15 protein-coding genes are annotated in these 15306 nt (G+C 58.8%); 12 read left to right on the forward strand and 3 right to left on the reverse strand.

Annotated features, from left to right (window positions below; genetic code table 11):
• The 4 genes from kdsA to ispD all read left to right on the forward strand — a co-directional run bounded on the left by kdsA (position 1) and on the right by ispD (position 3446).
• Positions 1 to 846, forward strand: a complete 846-nt coding sequence (gene kdsA, locus JIO00_RS06025; RefSeq protein WP_010462794.1) for a 3-deoxy-8-phosphooctulonate synthase — start codon at positions 1 to 3, stop codon at positions 844 to 846.
• A 156-nt stretch (positions 847 to 1002) separates the two neighbouring features.
• Positions 1003 to 2292 carry a phosphopyruvate hydratase gene (eno, locus tag JIO00_RS06030; RefSeq protein ID WP_010462792.1) on the forward strand — a complete coding sequence of 430 codons (1290 nt, stop codon included), beginning with the start codon at positions 1003 to 1005 and terminating at the stop codon, positions 2290 to 2292.
• A 171-nt stretch (positions 2293 to 2463) separates the two neighbouring features.
• Positions 2464 to 2742 carry a cell division protein FtsB gene (gene ftsB, locus JIO00_RS06035; RefSeq protein ID WP_008028992.1) on the forward strand — a complete coding sequence of 93 codons (279 nt, stop codon included), beginning with the start codon at positions 2464 to 2466 and terminating at the stop codon, positions 2740 to 2742.
• Positions 2739 to 3446, forward strand: a complete 708-nt coding sequence (gene ispD / locus JIO00_RS06040; RefSeq protein WP_010462788.1) for a 2-C-methyl-D-erythritol 4-phosphate cytidylyltransferase — start codon at positions 2739 to 2741, stop codon at positions 3444 to 3446. Before ftsB ends, ispD begins: the two co-directional genes overlap by 4 nt.
• Positions 3447 to 3582: 136 nt before the next feature.
• On the opposite strand, the gene JIO00_RS06045 is transcribed toward ispD, so the two are convergent.
• Positions 3583 to 4479, reverse strand: coding sequence for a LysR substrate-binding domain-containing protein (locus JIO00_RS06045; protein ID WP_010462786.1), 897 nt, complete (start codon positions 4477 to 4479; stop codon positions 3583 to 3585).
• Between the two features lie 107 nt (positions 4480 to 4586).
• Here JIO00_RS06045 and JIO00_RS06050 point away from each other — a divergent pair, with 107 nt between their 5' ends.
• From JIO00_RS06050 to rpoS, 8 genes are all read left to right on the forward strand, one after another.
• Positions 4587 to 5699, forward strand: coding sequence for an S-(hydroxymethyl)glutathione dehydrogenase/class III alcohol dehydrogenase (locus tag JIO00_RS06050; protein WP_010462785.1), 1113 nt, complete (start codon positions 4587 to 4589; stop codon positions 5697 to 5699).
• Positions 5700 to 5707: 8 nt separating this feature from the next.
• A complete protein-coding gene (gene fghA, locus JIO00_RS06055) occupies positions 5708 to 6553 on the forward strand; it encodes an S-formylglutathione hydrolase (RefSeq protein ID WP_154503315.1) in 846 nt (281 codons plus the stop codon).
• A gap of 43 nt (positions 6554 to 6596) precedes the next feature.
• Complete coding sequence (gene ispF / locus JIO00_RS06060) at positions 6597 to 7070, forward strand: 2-C-methyl-D-erythritol 2,4-cyclodiphosphate synthase (protein WP_010462780.1); 474 nt, start codon at positions 6597 to 6599, stop codon at positions 7068 to 7070.
• Positions 7067 to 8125, forward strand: a complete 1059-nt coding sequence (gene truD, locus JIO00_RS06065) for a tRNA pseudouridine(13) synthase TruD (RefSeq protein WP_010462778.1) — start codon at positions 7067 to 7069, stop codon at positions 8123 to 8125. Before ispF ends, truD begins: the two co-directional genes overlap by 4 nt.
• On the forward strand, positions 8113 to 8862 hold the full coding sequence (gene surE, locus JIO00_RS06070) for a 5'/3'-nucleotidase SurE (RefSeq protein WP_077748335.1): 750 nt from the start codon (positions 8113 to 8115) through the stop codon (positions 8860 to 8862). Before truD ends, surE begins: the two co-directional genes overlap by 13 nt.
• A gap of 41 nt (positions 8863 to 8903) precedes the next feature.
• Positions 8904 to 9539 carry a protein-L-isoaspartate(D-aspartate) O-methyltransferase gene (locus JIO00_RS06075; protein ID WP_010462773.1) on the forward strand — a complete coding sequence of 212 codons (636 nt, stop codon included), beginning with the start codon at positions 8904 to 8906 and terminating at the stop codon, positions 9537 to 9539.
• Positions 9540 to 9750: 211 nt separating this feature from the next.
• The gene (locus JIO00_RS06080) at positions 9751 to 10608 is read left to right on the forward strand and encodes a peptidoglycan DD-metalloendopeptidase family protein (RefSeq protein WP_083374911.1); all 858 of its coding nucleotides are present in this window, start codon (positions 9751 to 9753) and stop codon (positions 10606 to 10608) included.
• A 105-nt stretch (positions 10609 to 10713) separates the two neighbouring features.
• Positions 10714 to 11721: an RNA polymerase sigma factor RpoS gene (gene rpoS / locus JIO00_RS06085; protein WP_010462770.1), complete on the forward strand. Its 1008-nt coding sequence runs from the start codon at positions 10714 to 10716 to the stop codon at positions 11719 to 11721.
• A gap of 474 nt (positions 11722 to 12195) precedes the next feature.
• Here rpoS and fdxA read toward each other — a convergent pair whose 3' ends face one another.
• Together fdxA and mutS are read right to left on the reverse strand one after the other, a co-directional pair.
• Positions 12196 to 12519 carry a ferredoxin FdxA gene (fdxA, locus tag JIO00_RS06090; RefSeq protein WP_008154011.1) on the reverse strand — a complete coding sequence of 108 codons (324 nt, stop codon included), beginning with the start codon at positions 12517 to 12519 and terminating at the stop codon, positions 12196 to 12198.
• 142 nt (positions 12520 to 12661) lie between these two features.
• Positions 12662 to 15229, reverse strand: a complete 2568-nt coding sequence (gene mutS / locus JIO00_RS06095) for a DNA mismatch repair protein MutS (protein WP_191650639.1) — start codon at positions 15227 to 15229, stop codon at positions 12662 to 12664.
• Between the last annotated feature and the right edge of the window lie 77 nt (positions 15230 to 15306).

Here is a 15306-nt window from a genome sequence, read left to right on the forward strand (position 1 = left end):
ATGGCGCAGAAGATCATCCGTGTAGGCGATATCGAGATTGCCAACGACAAGCCAATGGTGCTTTTCGGTGGCATGAACGTGCTGGAAAGCCGCGACATGGCGATGCAGGTCTGCGAAGAATACGTAAAGGTCACCGAGAAACTCGGTATCCCTTACGTGTTCAAGGCCAGCTTCGACAAGGCCAACCGTTCCTCCGTGGCCTCTTACCGTGGCCCCGGCCTGGAAGAGGGCATGCGGATTTTCCAGGACATCAAGCAAGCCTTCGGCGTGCCGATCATCACCGACGTCCACGAGCCTGACCAGGCCGCGGTCGTCGCTGAAGTCTGCGACATCATCCAGCTGCCGGCCTTCCTGTCGCGCCAGACTGATCTGGTGGTCGCGATGGCCAAGACCGGCGCGGTGATCAACATCAAGAAAGCCCAGTTCCTCGCCCCGCATGAGATGAAACACATCCTGAGCAAATGCGTGGAAGCGGGTAACGATCAGTTGATCCTCTGCGAACGCGGTTCGAGCTTTGGCTACAACAACCTGGTCGTCGACATGCTTGGCTTCGGCATCATGAAGCAGTTCGAATACCCGGTGTTCTTCGACGTGACCCACGCGCTGCAAATGCCCGGTGGTCGCTCCGATTCCGCCGGCGGTCGTCGCGCCCAGGTCACTGACCTGGCCAAGGCAGGCATGAGCCAGTCGCTGGCCGGTCTGTTCCTCGAAGCCCACCCGGACCCGGACAACGCCAAGTGCGACGGCCCTTGCGCCTTGCGCCTGGACAAACTGGAGCCATTCCTGGCCCAGCTCAAAGCCCTGGACGAACTGGTGAAGAGTTTTCCGACGGTAGAGACCGCGTAAACCTCATTTCTCCGGTAAAGTACCGCACGATTTGTTACTCAGGCCCTCGGGCCTGAGCCTTATCGTCCGCAAGTCTGCCCGCTGCACACCACTTGCCGACGGTAAAAGATTTCCTCTAGCTGCGTCGTTTTCGTCAACTTTGGAGTGTTTACAACAATGGCAAAAATCGTCGACATCAAAGGTCGTGAAGTTCTCGACTCCCGTGGCAATCCCACCGTGGAAGCGGACGTGCTTCTCGATAACGGCATCATCGGTAGCGCGTGCGCGCCGTCCGGTGCTTCCACTGGCTCGCGTGAAGCGCTCGAGCTGCGTGATGGCGACAAGAGCCGTTACCTGGGCAAAGGCGTACTCAAAGCCGTTGCCAACATCAACGGTCCGATCCGCGATCTGTTGCTGGGTACAGACCCAAGCGACCAGAAAGCACTGGATCACGCGATGATCAAGCTTGATGGCACCGAAAACAAAGGCTCCCTGGGCGCCAACGCGATCCTCGCCGTTTCCCTGGCCGCCGCCAAGGCCGCCGCACAGGACCAGGACCTGCCGCTGTACGCGCACATCGCCAACCTGAACGGCACCCCGGGTGTCTACTCGATGCCGGTTCCGATGATGAACATCATCAACGGTGGCGAGCACGCCGATAACAACGTCGACATCCAGGAATTCATGGTTCAGCCGGTTGGCGCCAAGTCTTTCTCGGAAGGCCTGCGCATGGGCACTGAGATTTTCCATCACCTCAAAGCTGTTCTGAAGGCCCGTGGCCTGAGCACCGCAGTGGGTGACGAAGGTGGTTTCGCACCGAACCTGGCTTCCAACGAAGACGCGTTGAAAGTGATCTCCGAGGCCGTGGCCAACGCCGGTTACAAGCTGGGCACCGACGTGACCCTGGCACTGGACTGCGCGGCCAGCGAATTCTACGAAGATGGTAAATACAACCTGTCCGGCGAAGGCCAGGTGTTCACCGCCGAAGGTTTCGCTGACTACCTGAAAGGCCTGACCGAGCGTTATCCGATCATCTCGATCGAAGACGGCCTGGACGAGTCCGACTGGGCTGGCTGGAAAATCCTCACCGACAAGATCGGCGAGAAGACCCAACTGGTGGGCGACGACCTGTTCGTGACCAACACCAAGATCCTGAAAGAAGGCATCGATAAAAAGATCGCCAACTCGATCCTGATCAAGTTCAACCAGATCGGCACCCTGACCGAAACCCTGGAAGCCATCCAGATGGCCAAGGCCGCTGGTTACACTGCCGTGATCTCGCACCGCTCCGGCGAAACCGAAGATTCGACCATTGCCGACCTGGCGGTGGGCACTGCGGCTGGCCAGATCAAGACCGGTTCCCTGTGCCGTTCGGACCGCGTGTCCAAGTACAACCAACTGCTGCGTATCGAAGAGCAGTTGAATGGCAAAGCCAAGTACAACGGTCGCAGCGAATTCCGCGGTTAATCGTTAACTGGTAAAAAGACACCGGATTGTGTCGGAAAAATCGCTACAGCGATGGATTTGCCACTAATCTGATGCCTTATAAGCACAAGCCTGGGTCTTCCAGGCTTCGTGCTATCAGAAGCTTCAAAGTTTTGGCATGGCTGTCTTTTTTCACTGGATACCTGATATTCGATGCGCAGTCCCAATTGGTTGTTCCTCGTCTTGCTCTTGTTGCTGGCTGGCCTGCAATACCGCCTGTGGGTGGGAAATGGCAGTCTGGCGCAAGTGGCTGAGCTGACTCAGCAGATCGCAGATCAACACGCTGAGAACGAAGGGTTGCTGGAACGCAATCGGGTCATGGACGCCGAAGTCAGCGAGTTGAAAAAAGGCATGGAGACCGTGGAAGAGCGGGCTCGTCATGAGTTGGGCATGGTCAAGGACGGTGAAACCCTTTACCAGTTGGCTCAATGAATAACTCGTTACCGGCCTTCTGGGCCGTGATTCCTGCCGCGGGCGTCGGTGCCCGTATGGCCGCAGACCGTCCCAAGCAATACTTGCAATTGGGCGGGCGCACTATTCTAGAACACAGCCTTGGCTGTTTCCTTGATCATCCTGCCCTGAAGGGGTTGGTGGTCAGTCTTGCTGTTGATGATCCCTACTGGCCGAACCTGGCGTGTGCTGCCGATCCGCGTATTCAGCGGGTCGAGGGCGGCGACGAGCGTTCCGGGTCAGTGCTCAATGCCTTGCTGCATCTGCACGCTCAAGGTGCTGACGATGAAGACTGGGTGCTGGTTCACGATGCTGCACGGCCGAATCTTTCGCGTGATGATCTTGATAAGTTGCTGGGTGAGTTGGCGGACGATCCAGTGGGCGGGCTGCTGGCAGTTCCTGCCCGCGATACGCTCAAACGGGTCGACAAGCACGGTCGTGTGGTTGAAACCGTGGATCGCAGCGTGATCTGGCAGGCGTACACGCCGCAGATGTTTCGCCTCGGCGCGTTGCATCGGGCATTGGCGGACAGTCTGGTGGCGGATGCTTTGGTGACTGATGAAGCGTCGGCCATGGAGTGGGCTGGATTGGCGCCGCGTCTGATTGAAGGGCGGTCCGATAATCTCAAGGTTACTCGCCCTGAAGATCTTGAATGGCTTCGTCAGCGTTGGGCTAATCGCCGCTGAGTCGCTCATTGGCTGTTCAACCGCCATCGCGAGCAGGCTCACTCCTGCATTGGAATGAATTTCCCTGTAGCACTGAGCCTGCTCGCGATGGCGTTCTCTCAGTCAGCAAAACTGTCACTGAAAGCGGCAATCCGAGCTAAGTTCGATACTCCGGCCGCTCAGCCAACCCTTGCTTCAAATAATCCACCAACTTGCGCACCTTCGGCGACAGATGCCGCTGCTGTGGATACAGCGCCCAAACCGCCGTGTTCGGTGGCTGGTGCGCCTCCAGCAATGAAATCAATTCGCCGTTTTTCAGGTGCTCCAGCACGTAATAGTCTGGCAGCTGACACAACCCGACACCCTGTAGTGCCGCATCCAGAACCGCTTGCCCACTGTTGCAGCGCCAGTTTCCCTGCACCCGTTGTGAAAATTCCCGCCCGTTCTGCTCCAGTTGCCACATGTCCGAACTGCCGATCAGGCAATTGTGGCGGCTGAGTTCCGACAAACTGTGTGGGCGACCATACCGTTCCACGTAGGACGGCGACGCGCACAAATACATCCGCCGTGGTGCCAGGCGCGTGGCGACCAGTCGCGAATCCTGGAGACGCCCGAGGCGGATTGCCAGGTCCAGCCCTTCGTGCACCAGGTCGAGAGGACGGTTGCTCAATTCAATGTCGACGCGCAGTTGTGGATAAAGGCCCATGAAACGGGTTACCAATGGCACGATGAAGCGTTCGCCATACGCCACGGCGCAGGTCATGCGCAGCATGCCCTTAGGCTCGCTGGTCAGGTCGCCGACCGCGCGCAAGGCTTCTTCGCGACCGTCCTGCAAACGCTGGCAATGTTGCAAAAAGGTTTGCCCGGCTTCGGTCAGCGTCACCCGGCGAGTGCTGCGGTAAAGCAGTCGCGTCTGAAGGCGCTCTTCGAGGCGTGCGATTTGTCGACTGATGTGAGAGGAAGAAACTCCAAGGCGTTCCGCCGCCGCCGTGAATTGGCTGCACTCGGCCACGGCGACGAACTCGTCGATTCCTTCCCAGCGGTTTTCAGACATCCAGGATTATCCCTGTGTGGCAATAATGTTTTGCTTTTGCCCGGATTATTCCTCGTAGCGCGCTGTATTACACTCCTTGTCTCGTTTTTATTCACTGGAGAATCCACATGATCAAGTCGCGCGCTGCCGTTGCCTTCGAGGCCAAGAAACCCCTCGAGATCGTCGAAGTCGATGTCGCCATGCCCAAGGCCGGTGAAGTTCTGCTGCGAGTGGTGGCCTCCGGTGTCTGCCATACCGATGCCTACACCCTGTCGGGCGCTGACCCGGAAGGCATCTTCCCGTCGATCCTCGGTCACGAAGGTGGCGCGGTGGTTGAGGCGATCGGTGAGGGCGTGACCTCCGTCGCGGTCGGCGACCATGTGATCCCGCTGTACACCCCGGAATGCCGTCAGTGCAAATTCTGTCTGTCGGGCAAAACCAACCTGTGTCAGGCGATTCGCGCGACTCAAGGCAAGGGCCTGATGCCGGATGGCACTTCGCGCTTTTCCTACAAGGGTCAGCCAATTTTCCACTACATGGGGACTTCGACATTCTCCGAATACACCGTGCTGCCGGAAATCTCCGTCGCCAAAATTCCAAAAGAAGCACCACTGGAAAAAGTCTGCCTGCTGGGCTGCGGTGTCACCACCGGTATCGGTGCAGTCCTCAATACCGCCAAGGTAAAACCAGGTGATACCGTCGCCATTTTCGGTCTGGGCGGCATCGGTTTGTCAGCCATCATCGGTGCGGTCAAGGCCAAGGCTGGTCGCATCATCGCCATCGACATCAACCCGGCGAAGTTCGAGATCGCCAAGCAGCTCGGTGCAACCGACTGCGTGAACCCGAAAGATTTCGACCGTCCTATCCAGGAAGTCATCGTCGACATGACTGACGGCGGCGTCGACTTTTCCTTCGAGTGCATCGGCAATGTGCAATTGATGCGTGCGGCCCTTGAGTGCTGCCACAAGGGTTGGGGTGAGTCGGTGATTATCGGTGTGGCCGGTGCCGGCCAGGAAATCTCAACCCGTCCATTCCAGCTGGTGACCGGTCGTGTCTGGCGCGGTTCGGCATTCGGCGGCGTGCGCGGTCGTACCGAATTGCCAAGCTACGTCGAGATGGCCGAAACCGGCGAAATCCCGCTGGATACGTTTATCACCCACACCATGGGCCTGGAAGATATCAACAAGGCTTTCGACCTGATGCACGAAGGCAAAAGCATCCGTAGCGTCATCCATTTCTGAGGTCGGTCATGAGCCTGGAAAATATCTCCTGCCAGAAAAGCTTCGGTGGCTGGCACAAACGCTACAAGCACCGCTCCGATGTCCTCGGCTGCGACATGGTGTTCGCCGTGTACCTGCCGCCGCAGGCGGAGCAGGGCGGCAAGTTGCCGGTGCTGTATTGGTTGTCCGGCCTGACCTGTACCGACGAAAACTTCATGCACAAGGCCGGCGCGATGCGCATGGCCGCCGAGCTTGGGTTGATCATCGTTGCGCCGGACACCAGCCCTCGCGGACCCGATGTTCCAGGTGATCCGGACGGCGCCTGGGACTTCGGTCTCGGTGCCGGGTTTTATCTGAATGCCACGCAGGAACCCTGGTCCCGGCACTATCGGATGCATGACTATGTCGTGCAGGAATTGCCGGCATTGGTCGAAGCCCATTTCCCGGCGTCGGACAAGCGCGGCATCAGCGGTCACTCCATGGGTGGCCACGGGGCGCTGGTCTGCGCCTTGCGCAATCCGGGGCGTTACCAATCGGTGTCGGCGTTCTCGCCGATCAACAATCCGATGGATTGCCCGTGGGGGCAGAAAGCGTTTTCCCGCTACCTGGGCGAAGACCGCTCGAAGTGGCGCGAATGGGATGCCTGCGCACTGATCGCCGAGGCCGACGAAAAGTTGCCGTTGCTGGTCGATCAAGGTGATCGTGATGATTTCCTGGCGACTCAACTCAAGCCTGAAGCCTTGCAACAGACGGCCAAACTGGCCGGTCATCCGCTGACGTTGCGCCTGCAACCGGGCTACGACCACAGCTATTTCTTCATCGCCAGCTTCATTGACGACCACTTGCAGCATCACGCACGCGCTCTAGGCGCCTAATGCAGGTAGAATCACGCCCTGACAAAAATCGGGGCGTTTTTTTATGCGTATTGGCCACGGCTATGATGTGCACCGTTTCGCTGAAGGCGATTTCATTACTCTGGGCGGTGTGCGCATTGCACACGGCTTCGGGCTGCTCGCTCACTCCGACGGTGACGTCCTGCTGCACGCCTTGAGCGATGCCTTGCTCGGCGCCGCTGCGCTGGGTGATATCGGCAAGCACTTCCCGGACACCGACCCGACGTTCAAGGGCGCCGACAGCCGCGTGCTGTTGCGTCACGTCGTCGCACTGATCCACGCCAAAGGCTGGAAAGTCGGCAACGTCGATAACACCATCGTCGCCCAGGCGCCGAAAATGGCCCCGCATATCGAATCGATGCGCGCGCTGATTGCCGCGGATCTTCAAGTTGAGTTGGATCAAGTGAACGTGAAAGCTACCACCACCGAAAAGCTTGGCTTTGTCGGTCGCGAAGAAGGCATTGCCGTGCATTCCGTTGCCTTGTTGCTGCGCGCATGAACGAAGCGCAATTGCTCGGCCCGCGAGCCTATGGCGACGCCCTCGGTACGGCGGTTCTGAAAGCCACCGCAGAAGATTTTCAGGTCGATGAAGTACTCGATATCCCCCTCAGTGGCGATGGCGAACACTTGTGGATCTGGGTGGAAAAGCGCGGTCTCAATACCGAAGAAGCGGCACGGCGCATTGCCAAGGCGGCGGGTGTGCCATTGCGCACCGTCAGCTATGCAGGCCTCAAGGATCGTCAGGCGCTGACTCGCCAGTGGTTCAGCGTGCAGCTGCCGGGCAAGGCCGACCCTGATTTGTCGGCGGCCGAAAACGACACGCTGAAAATCCTCAAGACCGGTCGGCACAAGCGCAAGCTGCAACGCGGTGCCCATTCGGCGAATGGCTTCACCTTGCGCCTGACGCAATTCGCTGGCGACAAAGCCGCGATTGAAGAGCGGCTGCAGCTGATCGCCAAGCAAGGTATTCCCAATTATTTCGGTGCCCAGCGTTTCGGCTTTGATGGCGGTAACGTGGTCGATGCCCGTGCCTGGGCCGCGCGCAAGGCGTTGCCGGAGCAGCGCAATGTCCGTTCGCGTCTGCTCTCCACTGCCCGCAGCTTCCTGTTCAACCAGGTATTGGCGGCGCGTGTGGCCGATGGCACCTGGCAGCAAGCGCAGGTTGGCGATCTGCTGGCCTTCACCGACAGCCGCAGTTTTTTTCCGGCAGGTGAAGCCGAGTGCAACGACCCGCGTCTGGCAATTCTCGACCTGCACCCGACCGGACCCCAGTGGGGCGAAGGTGACTCGCCGGCGACCGGCGCTGTCCATGTACTGGAGCAGGCAATCGCCGCTCGCGAAGCGGATCTGCGCGATTGGTTGATTAACGCCGGAATGAACCACGAACGTCGCATCCTGCGGCTGCCCATTGGTGGGTTGACGTGGCATTATCCGGAGCCTGACATTCTGCAACTGGAATTCGTCCTCCCGGCCGGATGCTTTGCCACCGTATTGGTGCGCGAGCTTGTTGATCTGGTGCCGGTGGGGCAGACGGACAGCCCATGCGTATTCTGATTTCTAACGACGATGGGGTAGCCGCACCCGGTCTCGCCGCGCTTTATGCTGCGCTGGCGGATTACACCGAGTGCGTGGTTATCGCCCCGGACCAGGACAAAAGCGGCGCCAGCAGTTCGCTGACGCTTGACCGTCCGTTGCACCCGCAAACCCTGGCCAACGGCTTTATCAGCCTGAACGGCACACCCACCGATTGCGTGCACCTGGGCCTTAACGGCTTGCTGGAGCGCGAACCGGACATGGTGGTTTCCGGCATCAACCTGGGCGCCAACCTGGGCGACGACGTGCTGTATTCCGGCACCGTTGCGGCGGCACTCGAGGGGCGTTTCCTTGAGCGTCCTTCGTTCGCCTTTTCGTTGGTCTCACGGCAAGTGGAGAACCTTCCCACGGCCGCTTACTTTGCGCGCAAACTGGTCGAGGCCCACGCTGACCTCGACTTGCCACCGCGTACGGTACTGAGCGTGAATATTCCCAATTTGCCGCTGGACCACATTCGCGGAATTCAGCTGACCCGTCTCGGGCACCGCGCACGTGCTGCGGCACCGATGAAAGTGGTCGACCCGCGCGGCAAGTCCGGTTACTGGATCGCCGCCGCCGGGGACGCCGAGGATGGTGGCCCGGGCACCGACTTTCATGCGGTGATGCAGGGCTTTGTCTCGATTACTCCGCTGCAACTGGATCGCACCTTCAATGATGCCTTCAGAAGTCTCGATGGCTGGTTGGAGGGGTTGCGCTAATGGCTCGTGAACAAGACGATATTCTGCGTCGCGGCATCGGGATGACCTCGCAACGAACCCGCGAGCGCCTGATTCAGCGTCTGTATGAGGAAGGGGTTTCCAACGCCAAGGTGCTGGAAGTCATCCGTCGTACACCGCGTCACCTGTTCGTCGACGAAGCGCTGGCTCATCGCGCCTACGAAGACACGGCCCTGCCGATCGGACACAACCAGACCATCTCCCAGCCTTATATGGTGGCGCGCATGAGCGAGCTGCTGCTGGAGGCCGGTCCCTTGGACAAGGTGATGGAAATCGGTACCGGCTCGGGTTACCAGACGGCGGTGCTGTCGCAGCTGGTTGAACGGGTGTTCTCCGTGGAGCGCATCAAGGTGTTGCAGGACCGGGCCAAGGAACGCCTGGTGGAGCTGAACCTGCGCAACGTGGTGTTCCGCTGGGGCGATGGCTGGGAAGGCTGGCCGGCACTGGCGCCATACAACGGCATTATCGTGACCGCAGTGGCGACCGATGTACCCCAGGCGTTGCTGGATCAATTGGCGCCTGGCGGGCGGCTGGTGATTCCTGTCGGCTCCGGTGAGGTGCAGCAACTGATGCTGATCATCCGCGAAGAACAAGGCTTTTCACGTCGTGTTCTGGGGTCGGTTCGCTTCGTGCCACTGCTCAACGGGCCGCTGGCCTGAGCATTTGTTCAAGTACGCTGAATTCTCTTCGATTGCCCGGGTCTTACTGCGGCATAGATGGGTTAAACAGGATTCATCGGCCGGCAGCAAACGTGTGCGCGAAGCGATTTCGCTTCATTAAAGGTAAAGCCTGTTCGGCCCGTTATACTTGCGACATTTCGTGCCGAAACACGGCAATCCACTATTTCAGCCACCAAAAAGGGAGCGGCGGGTGAGTCTCACAGTCATTGCGCAGCGTATGGGTACAAAGAGCTTTCAGCGCCTGGTGACTGGCCTCGTCTTGAGCACCTTGCTGGTCGGTTGCTCCAGTTCCAAAACGAGTGACGTGCGTGTCGTCGATCGCAACAAGTCCGTCGCCCAGCGTCCGGCGGTGACCACGGGTCAATACGTCGTTCGACCAAAAGATACGTTGTTCTCGATCGCTTTTCGCTACGGCTGGGACTACAAAGCCCTCGCCGCACGGAACAATATTCCTACGCCGTATACGATCCATCCGGGTCAGACAATTCGCTTTGACGGTCGCACCGGATCAACGTCGGCGCCGGTAGCCAGTGCTACCGATTCAACGCCTTCGTCGTCGCTGAAAACCACGGTAATCCGGCGCCAGCCAAATGGCGCAACCACCAGCACAGCGGTGGTTGCACCGTCCGTCGCCAGCAAGCCGACCCCCGCTCCGATGCCTCCTGCCGGCCCGGCCCCGACCGGCTGGGGATGGCCATCTAATGGCATTCTGATTGGAAAGTTCTCCTCAAACGGTAGTTTGAATAAAGGAATTGATATCGCCGGGGATTTGGGACAGCCTGTTTTAGCTGCGTCTGATGGGACGGTGGTATACGCCGGGAGTGGCTTAAGGGGCTACGGCGAATTAGTCATCATCAAACACAGCGACACCTACGTCAGTGCCTACGGACATAACCGCAGGCTGTTGGTTCGGGAGGGGCAGCAGGTCAAGGTCGGACAGACAATTGCCGAAATGGGGTCAACGGGTACAGACCGGGTGAAACTGCATTTTGAGATTCGCCGACAAGGTAAACCTGTAGATCCACTGCAGTTCCTGCCACGTCGTTGATTTGTTACCAGCCTGTTCCGTCACGTAGAGGGGACAGGCTCCAGCGTTGCCAAGGATAAAGGCGCCGCTTGAGCTTGGGGTCGAACTCACCAAAGGACTATAACAATGGCTCTCAGTAAAGAAGTGCCGGAGTTTGACATCGACGATGAGGTTCTCCTTATGGAGACCGGCATCGCTACGGATTCGATGTCGAATGATGAAGGGGCTGCTCCACCTTCCGTTCGTGCCAAATCCAAACACTCCGCTTCGCTAAAGCAACACAAGTACATCGACTACACGCGGGCACTTGATGCCACGCAACTGTACCTCAATGAAATCGGCTTTTCCCCGCTGCTCTCCCCGGAAGAAGAAGTTCATTTTGCGCGTCTGTCGCAAAGTGGTGATCCGGCCGGGCGCAAACGCATGATTGAAAGCAACCTGCGGCTGGTGGTGAAAATCGCCCGGCGTTACGTCAATCGTGGGTTGTCGCTGCTGGACCTGATCGAAGAGGGCAACCTCGGACTGATCCGGGCAGTGGAGAAATTCGATCCTGAGCGCGGCTTCCGCTTTTCAACCTACGCAACCTGGTGGATTCGTCAGACCATCGAGCGCGCAATCATGAATCAGACCCGGACCATCCGGTTGCCGATCCATGTGGTCAAAGAGCTCAACGTGTACCTGCGGGCTGCACGAGAGCTGACCCAAAAACTCGATCACGAACCCTCACCCGAAGAAATCGCCAACCTGCTGGAAAAACCAGTGGCAGAGGTCAAGCGCATGCTCGGCTTGAACGAGCGGGTTTCTTCGGTCGACGTCTCGCTGGGTCCGGATTCGGATAAAACCCTGCTGGACACCCTTACAGATGACCGACCAACCGATCCATGTGAGCTGTTGCAGGATGACGACCTGTCCCAGAGCATCGATCAATGGCTTTCGGAACTGACCGACAAGCAACGCGAAGTGGTGGTACGCCGCTTCGGCCTGCGCGGTCACGAGAGCAGCACACTTGAAGACGTGGGCCTGGAGATCGGCCTGACCCGGGAACGGGTCAGACAGATTCAGGTGGAAGGCCTGAAACGTCTTCGGGAGATTCTCGAGAAGAACGGCCTGTCGAGCGAGTCGCTGTTTCAGTAAGCAACGCGCTTGAGTAGCATTAAAAAACCTCGACTGGTTCGGGGTTTTTTAATGCCTGGGAGATGGCTGGCAAGCGCCTCAGGATTGTAGTTTCGCGCTGTAAGTCTTTGCTTACTCTTTCGTAAGTGTTCGTTATTTTTACAGTGTGGCAGTCGCTCATCTGTTACGTCTGTTCGAGTTATCTAGTTGATTTATATAGTTATTAATAAAGATTAAAAGCATATGACAGAGAGTTTTGCGGATTGGGAGCGATTGCGCTTGGTGGGGAACTCTCTAGTATCTGAACTGTGTCAACGGACAGACACACCCTTCAAGGATGAGGGGAATGGACATCGCAGGGAAGCGATTCATCAGGACGATGAAAAGGAACACAGGGAATAGGGAAAAAATGTGGGCGGGTCAAACCGCCCCTTTTTTTTTCCTGCAGAAAAGCAAAAAGGCCCGCTAGGGGCCTTTTCGAGAACGCGGGGGAAATCAGCGTTCGAGGTCTTTGATCTTGCCTTTGACGCCATCCCACTCTTCAGCGTCGGGCAGCGATTCTTTCTTCTCGGTGATGTTGGGCCAGATTTCGGCCAACTCAACGTTCAGCTGAATGAACTGCTGCATGTCTTCCGGGACTTCATCTTCAGAGAAGATGGCCACGGCAGGGCATTCTGGTTCGCACAATGCGCAGTCGATGCACTCATCCGGGTGAATCACCAGGAAGTTCGGGCCTTCGTAAAAGCAGTCCACCGGACAGACTTCTACGCAGTCGGTGTACTTGCACTTGATGCAGTTGTCGGTGACGACGAAGGTCATTTCTAATTTTCTCCTCAGGCGGCGGCAGCGGAGCCCCTTCTTGTTGGGGTCGCCAGGTTTGGGAGCGATAGTCTGCAGGCCAGGCTATTAGCCTGCAGCATCCCAAACCGCGCGAGATTCTAACAGCTTGCAGGCAAGTGCGTTAGATCCGTGTCTTTAGTGTATAGAGCATTTCTAACGCGCGACGCGGTGTCATGTCATCCAGATCCAGTTTGGCCAGTTCATCCAGCACCGGATGCGGCAGGCTGGCGAACATATCGCTCTGCTGCGGCGCGGCCGGTTTGCCTCTGGTTGGTTTCGGAACTTCATGGGGCAGGGCAGTCGCTTCCAGTCGGCCCAGGTGCTCGCGAGCACGCACGATCACTTCACTCGGCACACCGGCCAACTGCGCAACTGCCAGGCCGTAGCTCTGGCTGGCAGGCCCGGGCAGCACGTGGTGCAGGAACACGATGCGCTCGTTGTGCTCGGTGGCATTAAGGTGAACGTTGGCCACCAGCGGCTGGGCTTCCGGTAACACCGTCAGCTCAAAGTAGTGGGTGGCAAACAGCGTGTAAGCCCGCAGATGCGCCAGGCGTTCGGCGGCAGCCCAGGCCAGGGACAGGCCATCGAAGGTGCTGGTGCCGCGACCGACTTCGTCCATCAGTACCAAGCTACGTTCGGTGGCGTTGTGCAGAATGTTCGCGGTTTCGCTCATTTCGACCATGAAAGTCGATCGCCCGCCCGCCAGGTCATCGCTGGAACCGATCCGGGTGAAGATCCGGTCCACCAGAGACAATTCGCAACTGGCTGCCGGCACGAAACTGCCAATGTGCGCCAGCAGCACGATCAACGCGGTCTGGCGCATGTAGGTGGATTTACCGCCCATGTTCGGACCGGTGATCACCAGCATGCGCGTGTTGTCGTCGAGGCTTAGGTCGTTGGCCACGAACGGCGTGGTCAGCACTTGCTCGACCACCGGGTGGCGACCCTGGGAGATGCGCATGCACGGCTCGTCAACGAAGCGCGGGCAGTTCAGGTCGAGGTTCAGCGCACGTTCGGCAAGGTTGCTCAGCACGTCCAGCTCGGCCAGTGCCGCGGCGGTGTCTTGCAACGGCGGCAATTGGGCGATCAGGTCTTCGAGCAGTGCTTCGTACAGCATCTTCTCGCGGGCCAGTGCGCGGCTCTTGGCTGACAACGCCTTGTCCTCGAACGCTTTCAGTTCCGGCGTGATGAAGCGCTCGGCACCTTTGAGCGTCTGGCGGCGGATGTAGTCGGCCGGGGCCGATTCAGCCTGCTTGCTCGGCAACTCGATGAAGTAACCGTGAATGCGGTTGTAGCCGACCTTCAGGTGCGACAGGCCGGTGCGAGCCTTCTCCCGTGCTTCCAGGTCGATCAGGAACTGCCCGGCGTTTTCGCTGAGCGATTGCAGGTCGTCCAACTCGGCGTCGTAACCGGTTTTCAACACGCCGCCGTCACGGATCACCGCCGGCGGGTTGTCGATGATGGCTTTTTCCAGCAGCGCCGCAAGTTCCGGGTAGGTGCTGGTGGTCTTCGCCAGTTGAATGATGTGCGGCGCTTCCAGTTCAGTCATGGCCACTTGCAATTCTGGCAATGCACCGAGCGCATCGCGCAGGCGAGCCAAGTCGCGAGGACGGGCATTGCGCAGGCCGATCCGCGCCAGAATCCGCTCGATGTCACCGATTTCCTTGAGCTGCGGTTGCAGTTTTTCGAAACGGTAACCGTCGAGCAGGCAGGTGATCGAGGTCTGTCGCGCCAGCAATACGGTCAGATCCCGCAGCGGACGGTTCAGCCAGCGGGTCAGCAGGCGGCTGCCCATGGCGGTCTGGCAGCGGTCTACCACCGACTGCAACGTGTTGTCGCGGCCTCCGGCCAGGTTGGTGTCCAGTTCCAGGTTGCGACGGCTCGCGCCGTCCAGCACCACGGTGTCATCCAGGCGTTCATGGCGCAGGCTGCGCAAATGGGGCAGGGCGGTGCGCTGGGTTTCCTTGGCGTAGCTGAGCAGGCAACCGGCGGCGCCGATGGCCAGGGTCAGGTTCTCGCAACCGAAGCCTTTCAGGTCCTGGGTGGAGAATTGCTGGCAAAGGCTTTTCAGTGCCGAGTCGCGTTCGAAATCCCACGGCGCACGGCGACGAACCCCGCGACGTTTTTCCGCCGGCAGGTCCTTTGGCCAGTCATCGGGAATCATCAGCTCCACCGGATTGACCCGCTCCAGCTCCGCCAGCAGGTTTTCCCAGCCCTTTATTTCCAGCACGGTGAAGTTGCCGCTGGTGATGTCCAGCACCGCCAGACCGAACAGACGTTCGTCACCCAACACCGCCGCGATCAGGTTGTCCCGGCGCTCATCCAGCAGCGCTTCATCACTGACCGTGCCCGGCGTGATGATCCGCACCACCTGACGATCCACCGGCCCCTTGCTGGTGGCCGGATCGCCGACCTGTTCACAGATCACCACTGACTCGCCGAGCTTCACCAGTTTCGCCAGGTAGCCTTCGGCCGCGTGGTAAGGAATCCCACACATCGGAATCGCCTGACCGGCCGACTGCCCACGGGCCGTCAGGGTGATGTCCAGCAACTTGGCGGCCTTCTTCGCGTCTTCATAGAAGATCTCGTAGAAGTCGCCCATGCGGTAGAACATCAGCTGGTCGGGGTGCTGGTTCTTCAGGCGCCAGTATTGCTGCATCATTGGCGTGTGGGAGGACAGATCGGACAGTGCTTTATTCATCGGATATCAGGCAAATTCGTTGAAAGGTGTAGGGCAAAGGAGGGACATCAGCCCGGCTTTTCCGC

Origin of the sequence: Pseudomonas sp. SW-3, from assembly GCF_016615645.1 — a bacterium.
Taxonomy (GTDB): Bacteria; Pseudomonadota; Gammaproteobacteria; order Pseudomonadales; family Pseudomonadaceae; genus Aquipseudomonas; species Aquipseudomonas mandelii.

What these genes read in the sequence shown, in the direction of transcription:
- JIO00_RS06050 (WP_010462785.1), top strand. Translation starts at nt 4,587, where the DNA reads ATGATCAAGTCGCGCGCTGCCGTTGCCTTCGAGGCCAAGAAACCCCTC.
- JIO00_RS06075 (WP_010462773.1), top strand. Translation starts at nt 8,904, where the DNA reads ATGACCTCGCAACGAACCCGCGAGCGCCTGATTCAGCGTCTGTATGAG.
- kdsA (WP_010462794.1), top strand. Translation starts at nt 1, where the DNA reads ATGGCGCAGAAGATCATCCGTGTAGGCGATATCGAGATTGCCAACGAC.
- fdxA (WP_008154011.1), bottom strand. Translation starts at nt 12,519, where the DNA reads ATGACCTTCGTCGTCACCGACAACTGCATCAAGTGCAAGTACACCGAC.
- eno (WP_010462792.1), top strand. Translation starts at nt 1,003, where the DNA reads ATGGCAAAAATCGTCGACATCAAAGGTCGTGAAGTTCTCGACTCCCGT.
- truD (WP_010462778.1), top strand. Translation starts at nt 7,067, where the DNA reads ATGAACGAAGCGCAATTGCTCGGCCCGCGAGCCTATGGCGACGCCCTC.
- ispF (WP_010462780.1), top strand. Translation starts at nt 6,597, where the DNA reads ATGCGTATTGGCCACGGCTATGATGTGCACCGTTTCGCTGAAGGCGAT.
- fghA (WP_154503315.1), top strand. Translation starts at nt 5,708, where the DNA reads ATGAGCCTGGAAAATATCTCCTGCCAGAAAAGCTTCGGTGGCTGGCAC.
- ispD (WP_010462788.1), top strand. Translation starts at nt 2,739, where the DNA reads ATGAATAACTCGTTACCGGCCTTCTGGGCCGTGATTCCTGCCGCGGGC.
- surE (WP_077748335.1), top strand. Translation starts at nt 8,113, where the DNA reads ATGCGTATTCTGATTTCTAACGACGATGGGGTAGCCGCACCCGGTCTC.
- ftsB (WP_008028992.1), top strand. Translation starts at nt 2,464, where the DNA reads ATGCGCAGTCCCAATTGGTTGTTCCTCGTCTTGCTCTTGTTGCTGGCT.
- rpoS (WP_010462770.1), top strand. Translation starts at nt 10,714, where the DNA reads ATGGCTCTCAGTAAAGAAGTGCCGGAGTTTGACATCGACGATGAGGTT.
- JIO00_RS06045 (WP_010462786.1), bottom strand. Translation starts at nt 4,479, where the DNA reads ATGTCTGAAAACCGCTGGGAAGGAATCGACGAGTTCGTCGCCGTGGCC.